The sequence below is a fragment of the Amycolatopsis sp. TNS106 genome, from assembly GCF_019330265.1.
Lineage (GTDB): Bacteria > Actinomycetota > Actinomycetes > Mycobacteriales > Pseudonocardiaceae > Amycolatopsis > Amycolatopsis lurida.
Map to the genome: position 1 here is coordinate 7,713,921 of NZ_CP024972.1, position 15,005 is coordinate 7,728,925.

The window sequence follows — 15,005 nt, forward strand, 5'->3', positions numbered from 1 at the left end:
GGGGGCCTTCACGCGCTTCAGCGCATCTGCGGGAAGTCCCCGAACAGCGACCCCTGCTCGCCCCAAGGGTTCTTCGGGCGGGGCCTGCCGAGACCTGCGGCCATCGCGACGGCGTTGTCCCATTCGGCGTCAACGACGTAATCCGTGTGCTTGAGGACCCCGGGCGCCCAGCGATGCCGCCCGGTCGGACCGCGCATCGGATCCGGCAGCCAGTGGTCGCCGCCGAGCACCAGGACGCCCTGATCGTCGGCCTCGGCGGCCAGCGGCCCGGTCCCACCGCCGGGCAGGTAGCCGTCGCCCAGCAGTTTCCCGGCCACCACGCGATGCCGCCACGTCGTGACGCCGCCGCCGAAGATGTCCGTGCCGCGGCACAGCGCGCGCCAGCGGCCGTCGAGGCCTTCGTACAGTCCGGCCAGCTGCGCCTGCGGCAGCATCGCGGGGAAGGCGCGCTGGTAACCCCATTGCAGCGGCGATCCCGCGGTCAGCAGCCCGACCCGGTCGCGGTCTTCCGGCGGGAGATCGGCGATCACGCGGGCCGCGGCGAGCACGGTCAGCAGGCTGCCGAGGTTGTAGCCGGAGAGCACGACCCTGGTGCCCGGATCGGCCAGATGTTCCTTGACCCGGTCCGCGAGTTCCGGGACGACCTTGAGCGCGTAACTCGGCGGGACGGTCGGATGGGCGGCACGCGGCCAGAAGCACACGAGATCCGCCAGCGCGCCGAGGTGACGGCTGCGTTTGGGGGTCGTCGCGGCGGCGAACACGACGCGCAGCAGCCCCGCCGCCATCGCGCCGAGCGCGAACACGCCGATCGCGGAGAGGGGCTTGAACCAGCCGGGCAGCGGGCCGAAACCGAAGCGCAGCACCAGGAGCGCCCCGCCGCCCGCCGCCATCGCCAACGCGACCGTGAGCGCGAGATGGTGCAGATGCTTGCGTTCCCACGACGCGCGGGCCCAGGCGCTCGCGGCTTCCTCTTCCTGCGCCTCGTCGATCTCCATCAGCGCGACGATCTTCGGAATGCCGCGCCGCAGCCGTCGCAGCGGGACGGCGACCGCGAAGCCCAGCACACCGAGCACGACGGCGAGCGCGAGACCGGCACCCCACAGCACGGTCACGAGTGAGTAGGTGTCGGGCAGCCGGAGTTCGTTCGCGCCGACCAGCTGCCGTAGCGCGACCGCGAGCCCCGCGCCGAAGCCGCCGCCGAGCAGACCGGCCAGCGCGACGACCGGCGCCGCCGCCCATCCGCCGAGCCAGGGCCGCAGCCGGTGCGGCAGATGCTTCCACGTCGGCCGTCCGAGCAGGGCCGCCGGGACGAGGATCAGCGCGAACAGCACGGTCACCGCGACCATCGCCGCTCCCAGCGCCTCGACCGTCCCGTCCGCTCCGCCGAGCCCGCCGCCAGGGAGCCCCGCGGGCAGCGGCGTCCGGCGCACGACGGCGATCCCGACCAGGACGACCGCCACCCCGATCAGCCCGCCGCGGATCACCGGCCCGGCCGAGAAACCGACCGTCGAGGCCGCCAGCGTGGCGAGGACGAGCGCCAGCGCGCAGATCCAGACGATCAGGTCGAACGTCGCGGAGGGCAGCCGGAACGGCCCGCCGAGCAAGGGAAGCGCGACACAGGTCAAGGCGGCGACGGTGTGGAGAGTGCGCAGGCCGGGCGTCCGCGGCAGGTCCTGCGGTTGCAGCGGGCTCGAACTGGGGACGCGGTGCAGCCTGTTCCGCGATCGCCAGTCCGACGACGGGATCCGGTCGAGCACGAAGATCAGCGCCAGCAGCGGCAGCACCCCGATCGCCGTCCGCAGCGGCGCGAAGTCCCGCAGGAACGACGGCGCGCCTTCGAGACAGGTCGAACCCGGTGCGAGGCACTGCGCGGCGAAAAGGTCGAGCGAGACCACGGCGAGCTGGCTGATCAGCAACATCGTCAGCAACAGCGAGGCCACCCGCAGCAGACCTCGGCACACCGTGCCGAGCAGAGCCGCGGACCGTTTGCCCTCCGGGACCGGCGGCAGCATCCAATGCGCGACGTTCGCCAGCGAGAAGGGGAACAGCAGCGCCCAGGTCGCCTTCGCGGCGCCCCCGGAGGTCATCCCGCTCCAGAGGTAGCCTTCGAGGATGCGCGGGATCGAGCGGCCGAGCGCGGGCAGCACCGGACCGGGAGCGGGACGGCGCAGCCGGTCCGACGGCCGGATCAGCCTGCCGATCCCGTCGCCCGCGACGTCGACCACCGACGTCGAATCCAGCAGGCTTTCACCGCTCGTGCCCACTAGCCCGGGTACGCGTATTTCGACGACGCGGGTATCGGGACCCGGCATGACCACGGTGAAGGCCTCCAAACCGTTCCAGTGGGCTTTGAGCCGACAACGGTACTGTTCCGATGTCATCCAACCTTGGAGGAAGCGCGCATATGACCCCCGAAAGCGTTGCCAAGCGGCACGACACCCGCAACGGCATCGAGTTCGCCGTCGCCGATCTCGAGGCCGCCGAGTTCGGCCGCAAGGAGATCCGCCTCGCCGAGCACGAGATGCCGGGCCTGATGGCGCTGCGCCGCGAGTACGCCGAGGTCTATCCCCTGCGGGGAGCCCGGGTTTCGGGCTCGCTGCACATGACCGTACAGACCGCGGTCCTGATCGAAACCCTCGTCGCGCTGGGAGCGGAGGTGCGCTGGGCCTCCTGCAACATCTTCTCCACCCAGGACCACGCCGCCGCGGCGGTCGTCGTCGGCCCGCACGGCACCCCCGAGGAGCCCAAGGGTGTCCCGGTGTTCGCCTGGAAGGGCGAGTCGCTGGAGGAGTACTGGTGGTGCACCGAGCGGATGCTCACCTGGGACGGTGAGGGCCCGAACATGATCCTCGACGACGGCGGCGACGCCACCATGCTGGTGCACAAGGGAACCGAGTTCGAGAAGGCCGGGGTCGTCCCCGCCCCGGACGAGAACACCTCGGACGAGTTCCGCGTGTTCCTGCAGCTGCTGAGCGCCTCGGTCGCGGCCGACACCGGCAAGTGGACCAAGATCGGCGAAGGCATCCGCGGGGTCACCGAGGAGACCACCACCGGCGTGCTGCGGCTCTATCAGCTCGCCGCGGCCGGTGAGCTGCTGTTCCCGGCGATCAACGTGAACGACGCGGTGACCAAGTCGAAGTTCGACAACCGCTACGGCATCCGGCACTCCCTGATCGACGGCATCAACCGCGGCACCGACGTCCTCATCGGCGGCAAGGTCGCGGTCGTCTGCGGGTACGGCGACGTCGGCAAGGGCGCCGCGGAATCGCTGCGCGGCCAGGGCGCGCGGGTGATCGTCACCGAGATCGACCCGATCTGCGCGCTGCAGGCGGCGATGGACGGCTACCAGGTCAAGAAGCTGGAGAACGTCCTCGGCGAGGCCGACATCATCATCACGACGACCGGCAACAAGGACGTCGTGCTCGTCGAGCACATGGCGAAGATGAAGCACCAGGCGATCCTGGGCAACATCGGCCACTTCGACAACGAGCTCGACATGGCGGGCCTCCAGCGCTACCCGGGCATTCGGCGCATCACCATCAAGCCTCAGGTCGACGAGTGGGTGTTCCCCGACGGCAAGAGCATCATCGTGCTGTCCGAGGGCCGCCTGCTGAACCTGGGCAACGCGACCGGGCACCCGTCGTTCGTGATGTCGAACAGCTTCTCCAACCAGGTGATCGCGCAGATCGAGCTGTTCACCAAGCACGAGGAGTACGACAAGGAGGTCTTCCGCCTCCCGAAGAAGCTCGACGAGAAGGTCGCGAAGATCCACCTCGACGCGCTCGGCGGTGAGCTCACGAAGCTGACCAAGGAGCAGGCCGAGTACATCGACGTGGACGTCGAAGGTCCGTTCAAGACCGACCACTACCGGTACTGACGGCCGCTGTGAACGGGCCGTGAAGGCCTCCTTGAGGGACCCTGGGTCCCTCAAGGAGGCCTTCACGGATTTCGGGGCCTGGAGGAACGGACGGCTGCAATGAAGGGGCCTTTCATTGCACGCGCTAGCGCCACTCGACCTCGATGCCGGCCAGCCCCGGCCCGGCGTCGCTGAAGAAACCACTGGTCACGCCGCCCATGTCGAGGGGCAGCTCCTCGGACTCGACGGGCACGGCGTCGTCGCGCGTCCGGAACTGCCGGGTGCAGCGGGCGGGCAGCGCGCCGAGCGCGAACTTCAGCTGCACCAGGTAGCTCGAGCACTGGTCCCGCAGCATCCGGAAGTAGCCGGGTGACGCGGTGCCGGAGTCGTCGCGGACCTCGAAGCAGAACACGTGGATCTCGCCCTCGGCGAGCTTCCGGTCGAAGAGCAGCTCGGTGGCCATCGTCTCGGCCGCGGCGTTGCGCCGGATCCGGCCGACGCGGCAGCCCTCGGCGGTGATCAGCTCGACGTCGCCGATGTTGCAGCCGGGGTCGCCGTTGTAGACGGTGACGTAGCGGTCCGGGCCGTGCCGCCGGGCCCGGCACACGAGCCGCGTCTGGAGGCCGACCTGCCGGTGCGCGGCGTCGAAGGTGATCGTGTCGTGCACCGAGAGCATCTCGAGGTCGGCGTTGTAGCGGTTGGACGACGGGTACGCGCCCAGTTCGGCCAGCAGCTGGTCGACGATCGAGCCCATGTCGCCGGACCGGATGTCGTGGAACGACGCGGCCATCTGGTGCCCGCGCGCCCGCGCCGTCCGCGGTCCGATCAGCACGACCAGCGCGTCCGCGGGCAGTTGCAGCACCGATTCCAGCGCACGCACCGCGGGCAGCGCCTTGGGCACCTCCGGCTGCCGCAACCCGCGCTGCCAGTAGCTCAACGTCGACTGTCCGATTTGGACACCGCGGAGCCCCAGGTGGGCGCGGAGCCGGGCGAGGGACAGGCCGCGATAGGCGATCGCCTGCCGGAGCGCGTGGTGGAATTCGCCGCTCCGGAGGGCCTCGACGAGTTCCTTGGGCAAGGCTTCGAGCGGCTGACGGCGCGTGCCGTCGATGATCGCCGGGGTGTCGTCGTTCGAGGCATGCTTTCCCGCCGAGGACGCGTCAGCGCGCGTCGAGGCGAGCTTTCCCGCCGAGAACGTATCGGCACCGTCTCGTGTCACCGCTCGTCCCTTCACCAGACCAGTGTGTGCGCTGAGCGTGAACACCGCGGAACGTTCACGTTAGCAGCGCACTGTGAACACTACGTCCCCCGTTCGGGGTGGTTGACCCCGGAAGAGTGGCCGTTCCGGGGTGTGGAAACGCCCCGGAACGGTCCGTTCCGCCGAGTGCCCATCTTGCTCTGTGTGAGCCTGCTGTTCACCGTTGTGACCACATTGGTTCGCCATGGTGACCAGGAGGCCCGTCGTGCCTGTGTTCTCGAGGAGGTTTTGCGCCGCCGGCGCCGCGAGTCTCGTGGCGTGGCTGGCGATCCAGACCCCGGCGAGCGCGCTGCCCTCGCCGGCTGCCCGCCAGCACCCCATCGCCATGCAGGCGCAGGAGAAGTCCCAGTGGTGCTGGGTGGCTTCCGGCAACACCATCGCGGCACACCACGGCGTGACCGTCACTCAGAACGAATTCTGCCGGATCGCCCACGACGAGCGCCGCCGGGAGTGCGCCGACAAGCCGGGAACGCTGGGCGACGTCCGGCGCGCCTTCGGCAAGCTCGGCTTCTCCGCCCCGGGGAACTACCTCAAGGGCCGCATTCCCTACGCCGCCGTCCAGGCGCAGACCGGTGACGGCAGGCCGGTCCAGACCCGGGTCGGCTGGGCCGCGGGCGGCGGCCACATGCACGTCCTCTACGGCCACGACGCCGGCCGGAAGTGGATCTCGTGGGGGGATCCACTGCCCACCGGCAACCGCTACAACTGGTCGACCTACGACTTCTACTCGGCCAACAAGTCCTTCACCTGGACCCACACGCTCACCGGGATCCGGCGATGAGCGCGCGGCGGTTCCTCGGGCTCGCCGGGCTGGTCGCGGTCGCGCTGCTGGTCTCGGCCCCCGGAGCGCGCGCGGATCACCTGTCCGGTGAAGATCTCGCGGCCGCGAAGGCGGCTGCCGACGACCCCACTCTGCGTGCCGAAATCGGCCGCTTCTTCACACAGACGGGTGGTTCGAGTCGGACGCCGTCGGTGAGTGTCGTCGACGCGTCCTTCCCCGTTTACGAGCTTTCGAGGGATTTCGTCGCCGGTGACGGCGCGGTCGCCGGGCGGCTCGCCTACGTCGCGGTGCCGGTGGCGGCGTCCGACGGGCGGACCGCGACCGTCTGGTCGGTCCGCGGCGACGACGGCGTCTGGCGGGTCGGCAACATCGCGTCGGGTGACCGGGAACTCGCACTGGCCAAGAGGCTGCCCGCCGGCGCGACGCTGCTCCACGAACCCCAGGTCGACGCCTGGTACGCGCTGCGCGACGGCCGGGTGACGCTGCTCGACTCGGGTGCCAGCGGCTACGCGACCGGCGCTTCGCACACCCTCGCGGAGTACCAGAAGACCGTCTCCGGCCGGTACGGCGCCATGCTCGCGAACTCGCCGTACGCCCAGGAGGGCAAGGCCGGCGGCTACAACGCCCAAGTGATGCCTCGCGGCGACGGTGGCCCCGCGCCCGACGCGCAGGACACCGGTTTCGTGCCGCTGCTGATCTTCGGCGGCTTGCTCCTCATCGGTGTCGCCGGCTTCTTCCTGCACTCGAAGAGGCGCGTCCCCTAGCGGACCGGTGGGCCGGGCGTGAGCTGACCCGTCTGGCCCGCCGGTCGACCACCGCCCCGTATCCGTCCATGCCCCCGCCACCACCCTCAACGGAACCGCTTCGCGGTGCTCGCCATTCCATCCATGCCCCCGCCACCACCCTCAACGGAACCGCTTCGCGGTGCTCGCCATATTCTTGGCGCGTGGGACGACTCGTGGTGATCGAAGGTCTGGACGGCGCGGGCAAGCGCACCCTCGCCGACGCGCTGACCGGCGCGCTGAACGCGGCCGGGGCGAGCGTCACGTCCATCGCGTTCCCGCGATACGGCGAAAGCGTGCACGCCGACCTCGTGAAGGAAGCGCTGCACCGCGGCCACGGCGACCTCGCGGACTCCGTCTACGGCATGGCGATGCTCTACGCGCTCGACCGGCGGGGCGCGGCCGGCGAGATCCGCGCCCGGCTCGGCGACCACGACGTCGTGCTGCTCGACCGGTACGTCGCGTCGAACGCCGCGTACGGCGCGGCCCGGCTCCACCAGGGCGCGGATGGCGAGTTCGTGCGCTGGCTCAAGGAACTGGAGATCGACCGGTTCGGTCTGCCGGTGCCTGTCGCGCATCTGCTGTTGCGGGTCACCGCCGACGTCGCCGCCGATCGCGCGCAGCGTCGCGCGGAGAGCGACGCCGACCGCGCGCGGGATTCCTTCGAGACCGACGACGCGCTCCAGAAGCGGTGCTCGGTGGTCTACGACGAGCTCGCCGCGTCGGGCTGGCTCGCGCCCTGGCACGTTCTCGACGGCGTCGCCGGTGTGGACACCCCGGCTCTCGCCACCTCCCTCCTCCGCGTTCAGTGAGCAGACCGACCTGCGGGGCTGATCACGACCTGAACTGCCCACAAAGGCCCACGTCAAATAGGGCCTTCCGGCATAAAGCGGGCGCCTGCTCGGTGGGACGTGTCCTTTGTGGACATCTCGCGAGAACAGGCCGGCGGTACGTCCGGGTCCACACCACTGCCCTCCTCCGCAATTAGTCCTCTGGATGCGGTCCTTGCGCGCGACTACCGCGTTTCGTCCTCCAAATGCGTGAGCAGCCACGAGTGGAACTCGCCGATGTGATGTTCGGACGGCATCAGCACCCCGCCGCCGCGGTAGGCGCGGGACGCCATCGCGGGCTGGCAGCGTTCGCAGGCGTCGAAATCCTGCTCGTTGACGCGATGGAACAGCTCCACCGAGCGTGACACGTCCCGTCCCGACGCCACGACCTCCCCGGAATAGAGCCAGTCGCATTCGACGACCGTCCGGTCCGGCGCGAGCGGGTACATCCGGTGGAAGATCACGTGGTCCGGCACCAGGTTCACGAACACCTGCGGCCGGATGGTGATCGCGTAGTACCGCCTGTCCTGTTCGTTCGCGACCCCGTCGAGCCGGTCGAAGCCGGTCGTGCCGTCGATGGTGAAGCCGTCCACGGTCTCACCGAATTCAGCGCCGTGCCCGACGTAGTACTGCGCCGCGTACCCGTCGGCGAATTCCGGCAGCACCTCGGTCAGCTCCGGATGGATGGTCGCGCAGTGGTAGCACTCCATGAAGTTCTCGACGATCAGTTTCCAGTTCGCCTTGACGTCGTAGGTGATCCGGCGCCCGACCGACAGCCGGTCGAGACCGTAGCGCTCGATCGACTCCAGATCGCCCAGCCGTTCCCGCACCGCGCCTTCGACGCCGGCCTCGAACGACGGCGGGTCCGCGGCGAGACAGACCCACGCGTAACCCAGCCATTCCCGCAGCCGCACGGTGTGCAGCCCGTACTCGGCTCGGTCGAAGTCGGGCAGGTTCGCCAGGTTCGGCGCCGCGATCAGCTTGCCGTCGAGCCCGTAGGTCCACGCGTGGTACGGGCACTGGAACGCGCGTTTCACCGTGCCCGATTCCTCGGTGCACAGCCGGGCCCCGCGATGGCGGCAGACGTTGAGGAACGCCCGCAAACCGCCGTCCCGGCCGCGGCTGACGAGCACGCTCTCCCGTCCGATCCGGACGGTCCGGAAGTCGCCCGCCGAGGGCAGATCCGCCGCCCGGACCGCGCAGAACCACTGGCGCTCGAAGATCTTTTCCTGCTCGGCCGCGAAGATCGCGGGATCGGTGTAGTAGCCGCCGCTCAGCGTGGGAATGAGACTCGTCATCTCGCGACTCCGGCGAACCGGGCGGGATCGAACAGGGCGACCGGATGCCCGGTCGTGCCGTCCACGACCAGGTCGGCGACGATCTCACCGACCACCGGGACGAACTTGAAGCCGTGCCCGGAGAACCCGCAGGCGACCACCACGCGTTCGTGCGCGGGATGGCGGGAGATGACGAAGTGCTCGTCGGGTGTGTTCGTGTACATGCAGGTCGCCCCGCGCAGGAAAGCGCCGGGCAGCGACGGCATCTTCCGTCCGATGAAACTCGAAATCTCGTCGACCTCCTCGGGGTGCACCGTCCGGTCGATGGTCTCCGGCGTGCACGTCTCACCGCCGCGGAAGAACGCGACCTTCACGGTCCCGGCATCGTCGTGCGAGGGGAAACCGTAGAACTGGCGGCCGTTCTCGCCCTCCCAGACGTAGATCGGATGCCGCCCGGCGCGGAACGGCTCCGCTCCGCCCGATGGCGCGAACCAGTACTGGACCTGCCGTTCGATGGTGAAGTCGATCCCGAGTTCGGTAAGCAGGTCCGGTGCCCAGGCGCCGGGACAGACCACGAGCTGGTCCGCCGTGTAGAAGTTCTGCGACGTCCCCACCCGGACACCACCTGCCGTCTCCCGCCACGAAAGGACCTTCTCTTCGTGGTGCAGCTCCGCCCCGGCTCGCGCGGCGAGCTGGAGATGCGCGGCCACGCTGCTTTCCGGCACCACGAACCCGGCGTTCTCCTCGTACAGGGCGATCTCGTGCTCGTCCGGGTTCATCGTCGGGAACCGGCGCCGGATCTCCGCCGCGTCCAGCAGCTCGTGCGGCAGATCCCATTTCCGGGCGCTGGCCAGGCTTCCCGACACGGTCCGGGACTCGGGGCCGCCGAGCATGATCCCGCCGCACCGGGTGAAGATCTTCCGGCCGGAGTCGCGTTCGATCCCGTCCCAGAGTTCGTGCGCCCGCAGCAGGAGCGGGACGTAGGCGGGATCCTCGAAGTACGCCTGCCGGGTGATCCGCGAGCCGCCGTGGCTGGACCCGAGGTTGTGCACGGGCGCGAAGCGGTCGATGCCCAGCACGCGCTGCCCTCGCCGGGCGAGCCGGTACGCCGCGGCGCTGCCCATCCCGCCGAGGCCGATGACGATGACGTCGTAATGGCTCATGCGGCGCTCCTGATCCGGTGCATTCCGGGGTCGAACAGCGGTTCACGCGCGACGACGGCGGGGATCCGCTCGCCGAAGTATTCGATCTCCAGCGGCCTGCCAGGCTGGGTGAACTCCACCGGAAGCCAGGCGTACGCGATGTTCTTGCCGACGGTGTAGCCGTACGCGGCGCTCGTGACGTAACCGGCGGGACGGCCGTCGGCGAACACCGGCTCCTTGCCGAGTACGACAGAGTACGGATCGTCGACGGTGAGACAGGTCAGCTTCCTGGTCACCGTCTCCGCCGAGCGGCCGGCCAGCGCGTCCCGCCCGATGAAGTAACCCTTGTCCATCCGCACGGCGAAACCGAGCCCGGCCTCGTACGGATCGTGTTCGGCGGTGACGTCCGTTCCCCACAGCCGGTATCCCTTCTCCAGCCGCATGCTGGAGAAGGCCTCCCGGCCGGCGGCGATGATCCCGTGCGCCTGCCCGGCTTCCCAGAGCGTGTCCCACAATCGGCGGCCGAGGTCGGCGCTCGTGTACAGCTCCCAGCCGAGTTCGCCCACATAGGACAGTCGCATCGCGGTCACCGGCACCAGGCCGACGTACGCCTGTTTCGTCTTGAAATAGCCCATCGCCCTGTGCGAAAAGTCCGTTGTGGACAGTGGCTGGAGCACCGCCCTGGCGAGCGGGCCCCAGAGTCCGATACAGCAGGTTCCCGGTGTGGTTTCGTGGATCTGCGCGGCGCCGTCGCCGGGGAGATGCCGCCGCAGCCAGTCGATGTCGATCGCGCTGTTGACGCCGACCTGGAACCTTTCGGCGCCGAGCCGGGCGACGGTCAAGTCGCTGCGCACGCCGCCGTCCTCGTCGAGCAACAGCGTGTAGGTGACCGAACCGGGCTTCTTGTCGAGCTGGTTGGTGGTCATCGTCTGCAGGAACGGCAACGCCCCGGGCCCGGTGACCTCCACCCGCTTCAGCGACGTCATGTCGAACATCGCGACCCGTTGCCGAGCGACCAGCGCTTCGGCGCCGCCGATAGGCGACCAGTACCGCGCGGCCCAGTCGTTGCGCGCCGGGACGAGATCGACCTCCGGGAGGTCCGCGTTCGCCTCGTACCAGTGCGGACGTTCCCAGCCGCTCGCTTCGAGGAAGAACGCGCCGAGTTCCTGCTGCCTTTCATGAAAGGGGCTCATCCGCAGTGGCCGCGGTTCTTCCATGGGCTGCAAGGGATGGACGATGTCGTAGACCTCGGTGAAGCTCCGGCAGCTGCGCGCCATGACGTAGTCCGGGGCGAGCTGCACCCGCTCGAACCGGGCGAGGTCGCAGCCGTGCAGATCCACGCCGGGCTGGCCGTCGACGAGCCACCGCGCCATGGCCCTGGCGACGCCGGCCGAATGCGTGATCCACACGGCTTCGGCGACCCAGAACCCGTCGAGGTCCGGATGTTCGCCCAGCAAGGGCATGCCGTCCGGGGTGAAGGAGAACAGGCCGTTGATGCCCTCCTCGACCTTGGTCTCGCCCAGCGACGGCAGCAGGCCGACGGCGGCGGCCCAGGACGGCTCGAAATCCGCGGGGGTGAACGCGAGCTCCGACGGCATCCCCTCGCCGGCGCCGATCTCGTGGGGAGGCAGGGGCATCGGACGGTGCCCGTACGCGCCGATGCCGATCCGGTCGACGTGCTCGCGGAAGTAGAGGTCGGCGTCCTGGTGCCGCAGGATCGGCCGCGTGGCCTCCTCGGTCACTCCGGCGAGAGACGGCAGCGGGCTGGTGCGCGCGTACTGGTGCGCCATCGGCACGAGCGGGATCGCGAGGTCCACCAGCTCGCCGAGCAACGGCCCCCACATCCCGGCGCACGAGAGCACGATGTCCGCGCGGAAGCTCCCGGTCTCGGTGGTGACGCCGGTGACCCGGCCGCCCGACCGCTCGACCCCGATCACCTTCTGGTGCGAGAGGAACTTCGCACCGCGCGCGATCGCGCGGCGTGCCTGCGCCTCGGCGGCGCGCAGGGGTTCGGCCAGGCCGTCGGAGGGGATGTGGAATCCGCCGAGCACCTTGGCCGGATCGAGCAGCGGATGCAGCGCGGCGCATTCGGCCGGTTCGACGAGCCTGCTTTCGACGCCGGACGCGGTGGCCCAGCCGTGCCGCCGCTTGAGATCGTCGAGCCGCTCCGGCGTCGTGGCCACCTCCAGCCCGCCGACGGGCCGGAAACACGGGTTCCCGTCGAGGTCGAGCGCGCCGTACTTCGCGACGGTGTACGCGGCGAACCCGGTCATCGTGCGGCAGGAGTTGGTCTGGAAGACCAGACCGGGTGCGTGCGAACTCGATCCGCCGGTGGTGAACAGGTCGCCCTGGTCCAGCACGGTGAGGTCGGTCCAGCCACGTTCGGTGAGCTCGTCGGCGAGCGCGCAGCCGACGATGCCGGCGCCGATCACGACGACGCGGGGTCCTGGGGGCATGGTGAGGGGTACCTCCTGCCTGCCCTGGAGAGTCCACAAAGGACACAAGGGCATCGGGGTGACAGGCGCTGTTGCGGATGAGGCACGTTGTTCCGTCTTCAGCAACAAAGTGCGGCACGTGCGGGCGCGCTGTCAAGAGCCCCGCAACCAGTCACCTGCTTGCGGGGTCACGTCACTCCGCGAAATACCCCAGCTGTGCCGAAAGATCCGCCGACGCCTCGGTCAGCGGCCGGACGATCTGCCGTACGCGCTGTTTCGAAAGCCGGTACGACGGGCCCGAAGCGCTCATCGCCGCGACGACGTCGCCGCCGGGGCCGCGCACCGGCACCGCGACCGCGTGCATCCCCAGCTCCAGCTCCTCGAAGCAGGCCGCGTACCCGTCCTCGGCGACCCGCTCCAGCTCGGCGGCCAGCTCGTCGGGATCGACCGTGGTCCGCGGCGTGAACCGTTCGAGCTTCCGCCGGAGCAAACGTTTGCGCTCCGCGTCGCCCAGGTACGCGAGCAGCACCTTTCCGCTGGACGTCGCGTGCAGGGGAGTGCGCTGCCCGGTCCAGTTCTGCGTGGAGATCGCGGCCGAGCCGCGGGCCTGGCTGACGTTGATCGCGACGCCGTCGTCGGCGATCGCGATGTTGACCGTCTCGCCGAGCGTCTCCGCCAGGCCCTGGCAGGTCTGCCTGCCGAGTTTCGCCAGGTCCATCCGGCCGGTGGCCGCGCCGGCGAGCCGGACGACGCCGAAGCCGATCGCGTACTTCCCGCGGTCGCCGAGCTGCTCGACGAGGCCGCGGTTCTCCAGGACGCTCAGCAGGCGCGACGCCGTCGACTTGTGCACGCCGAGTTCGCCCGCGATCTCGGTGATACCGGTTTCCCCGTTGCGCGCCAGCAGTTCCAGCACGCTGATCGCACGGTCGACGGACTGCACCTGACTGGGCGTTGCGTTCCCCGCGTCCTGGTTCCGCATGACGCAACAGTAGCCGTTTCGCCCGCATCCGCTCGGCTGAGTGGGCGAATCCCTTGACGTATCGGCCCCTCCGGGGTGATTGTTGCGCAGAGCACGTCCCGTCTCGTAATACGCAACATCATCAAACCGTCGGTCCTTTCCCCGGAGGCCCCGATGATCCGTGCCTGCTCCGTCTCCGAACTGCCCGAAGGCGAATCCCTCCGCTTGCCGGGCCCCGTTCCCGTCTCGGTCTTCCATGCCGAGGGCGCCTATTACGCCCTCGACGACACCTGCAGCCATCAGGACGCGTCGCTCGCGGACGGCTGGATCGAGGGCTGCTATGTCGAATGCCCGCTGCACGCCGCGCGCTTCGATCTGCGGACCGGCGCCCCGGACTGCCTGCCGGCCAAGAACGCCGTGCGCACGTACCCGGTCGTGATCGCGGACGGCGTGATCTACGTGGACACCGAGGCGCGCCGGGAAGTGGCTTGAGATCGGTCGCCGTCGTCGGCACCTCGCTGGCCGGGCTTCGCGCGGCACAGGAGTTGCGCGGGCGTGGTTTCGACGGGCGGCTGGTGATGATCGGCGCCGAACCGCCGTACGACCGGCCGCCGCTGTCGAAGGATTTCTTGCTGGGCAAGGTTTCCGCCGGCGACCTCGCGCTCGCCGGGCAGGACGATTTCGACGCGCTGGCCGCCGAATGGCGTCTCGGTGTCCGCGCCGAGAAGCTCGGCCGCGAAGGCGTGACGCTCGGCGACGGCAGCACGATCACCGCCGACGGCTACGTCATCGCGACCGGTGCGGTGGCCAGAAACCTCGGTGCGGCAAGGAATCTTTCCGGCGTCCACACCTTGCGGACCCTCGAGGACGCAGTCGGGCTGAAAGCCGCTCTCGCAGCGGGCCCTTCTTCGGTCGTCGTCATCGGAGCGGGATTCATCGGCGCGGAGGTCGCGTCCGCGTGCCGTCTGCTCGGGCACGCGGTGACCGTGGTCGAGGCGATGCCGGTGCCGCTCGCCGCCGTCCTCGGCGCTCGGATGGGCGCGGTGTGCGGGGAACTGCACGCCGAGAACGACGTCCGGCTGATCACGGGCGTCCCCGTCGCCGGGTTCGACGGCGACGGCCGCGTCACCGGCGTCCGGCTCGCCGATGGCCGCGAGCTCCCCGCCGATCTCGTCGTCGCCGGAGTGGGGTCGCGGCCCGCCACCGAATGGCTGGCCGGGTCCGGGCTCGCCGTCGACGACGGGGTGCTGGTCGATTCCGGCTGTGTCACAGCGAATCCCCGAGTGATCGCGGTGGGTGACGTCGCGCGGTACCGCTGCCCTGTGCGCGGCAGGCGGGTCCGCGCCGAGCACTGGACGGCGGCCGCGGAACAGCCGGGCGTCGGGGTCGCGAACCTGCTCGCCGGCTCGACCGTCACGCATTTCGCCCGGCACGGTTACTTTTGGTCCGATCAGTACGGACGGCGGCTCCAATTCGCCGGAGTGGCCACGGAAGACGTGCGGATCGCCGAAGGCGACGTCGCTTCGAAGCGGTTCGTCGCGACCTATCACCGCGGCGACGTCCTGGCCGGTGTGTTCGCGATCGACTCCTCGCGGCCGTTCACCAGGCTCCGGCGCGCCCTCTAGCGTCCGGCATCGGCGGGACGCTGCCTGCCGTCCATCACGCGTCGGTCACTTTTCCGGGTAC

12 protein-coding genes are annotated in these 15,005 nt (G+C 69.9%); 6 read left to right on the forward strand and 6 right to left on the reverse strand.

Annotation, left to right across the window (positions count from 1 at the left end):
* Positions 1-17: 17 nt before the first annotated feature.
* A complete protein-coding gene (locus tag CVV72_RS35680; RefSeq protein ID WP_255632814.1) occupies positions 18-2,312 on the reverse strand; it encodes a hypothetical protein in 2,295 nt (764 codons plus the stop codon).
* A 92-nt stretch (positions 2,313-2,404) separates the two neighbouring features.
* Here CVV72_RS35680 and ahcY point away from each other — a divergent pair, with 92 nt between their 5' ends.
* Entirely contained in the window at positions 2,405-3,877 is a 1,473-nt protein-coding gene (gene ahcY, locus CVV72_RS35685; protein ID WP_219148530.1) for an adenosylhomocysteinase, read from the forward strand.
* A gap of 124 nt (positions 3,878-4,001) precedes the next feature.
* On the opposite strand, the gene CVV72_RS35690 is transcribed toward ahcY, so the two are convergent.
* Positions 4,002-4,970 (reverse strand): hypothetical protein, encoded by a 969-nt coding sequence (locus CVV72_RS35690; RefSeq protein ID WP_034305898.1) that lies wholly within the window; start codon positions 4,968-4,970, stop codon positions 4,002-4,004.
* A 355-nt stretch (positions 4,971-5,325) separates the two neighbouring features.
* On the opposite strand from CVV72_RS35690, the gene CVV72_RS35695 reads away from it, so the two are divergent.
* The 3 genes from CVV72_RS35695 to CVV72_RS35705 all read left to right on the forward strand — a co-directional run bounded on the left by CVV72_RS35695 (position 5,326) and on the right by CVV72_RS35705 (position 7,489).
* Positions 5,326-5,895 carry a papain-like cysteine protease family protein gene (locus CVV72_RS35695; RefSeq protein ID WP_219154349.1) on the forward strand — a complete coding sequence of 190 codons (570 nt, stop codon included), beginning with the start codon at positions 5,326-5,328 and terminating at the stop codon, positions 5,893-5,895.
* On the forward strand, positions 5,892-6,659 hold the full coding sequence (locus tag CVV72_RS35700; protein WP_219148532.1) for a hypothetical protein: 768 nt from the start codon (positions 5,892-5,894) through the stop codon (positions 6,657-6,659). Before CVV72_RS35695 ends, CVV72_RS35700 begins: the two co-directional genes overlap by 4 nt.
* A gap of 194 nt (positions 6,660-6,853) precedes the next feature.
* Positions 6,854-7,489 carry a dTMP kinase gene (locus CVV72_RS35705; protein ID WP_219154351.1) on the forward strand — a complete coding sequence of 212 codons (636 nt, stop codon included), beginning with the start codon at positions 6,854-6,856 and terminating at the stop codon, positions 7,487-7,489.
* A gap of 203 nt (positions 7,490-7,692) precedes the next feature.
* Here CVV72_RS35705 and CVV72_RS35710 read toward each other — a convergent pair whose 3' ends face one another.
* The 4 genes from CVV72_RS35710 to CVV72_RS35725 form a co-directional block, all read right to left on the reverse strand.
* On the reverse strand, positions 7,693-8,805 hold the full coding sequence (locus tag CVV72_RS35710) for an aromatic ring-hydroxylating dioxygenase subunit alpha (RefSeq protein ID WP_219148534.1): 1,113 nt from the start codon (positions 8,803-8,805) through the stop codon (positions 7,693-7,695).
* Positions 8,802-9,947 (reverse strand): N-methyl-L-tryptophan oxidase, encoded by a 1,146-nt coding sequence (gene solA / locus CVV72_RS35715; protein WP_219148535.1) that lies wholly within the window; start codon positions 9,945-9,947, stop codon positions 8,802-8,804. Before solA ends, CVV72_RS35710 begins: the two co-directional genes overlap by 4 nt.
* Entirely contained in the window at positions 9,944-12,382 is a 2,439-nt protein-coding gene (locus CVV72_RS35720) for an FAD-dependent oxidoreductase (protein ID WP_219148537.1), read from the reverse strand. Before CVV72_RS35720 ends, solA begins: the two co-directional genes overlap by 4 nt.
* A 172-nt stretch (positions 12,383-12,554) precedes the next feature.
* Entirely contained in the window at positions 12,555-13,340 is a 786-nt protein-coding gene (locus CVV72_RS35725; RefSeq protein WP_219148539.1) for an IclR family transcriptional regulator, read from the reverse strand.
* A 153-nt stretch (positions 13,341-13,493) separates the two neighbouring features.
* Here CVV72_RS35725 and CVV72_RS35730 point away from each other — a divergent pair, with 153 nt between their 5' ends.
* Both CVV72_RS35730 and CVV72_RS35735 read left to right on the forward strand, forming a co-directional pair.
* Positions 13,494-13,811: a bifunctional 3-phenylpropionate/cinnamic acid dioxygenase ferredoxin subunit gene (locus tag CVV72_RS35730; protein ID WP_219148541.1), complete on the forward strand. Its 318-nt coding sequence runs from the start codon at positions 13,494-13,496 to the stop codon at positions 13,809-13,811.
* Positions 13,808-14,944, forward strand: a complete 1,137-nt coding sequence (locus tag CVV72_RS35735; RefSeq protein WP_219148543.1) for an NAD(P)/FAD-dependent oxidoreductase — start codon at positions 13,808-13,810, stop codon at positions 14,942-14,944. The genes CVV72_RS35730 and CVV72_RS35735 overlap by 4 nt, the downstream gene beginning before the upstream one ends.
* The last annotated feature ends 61 nt before the right edge of the window (positions 14,945-15,005 follow it).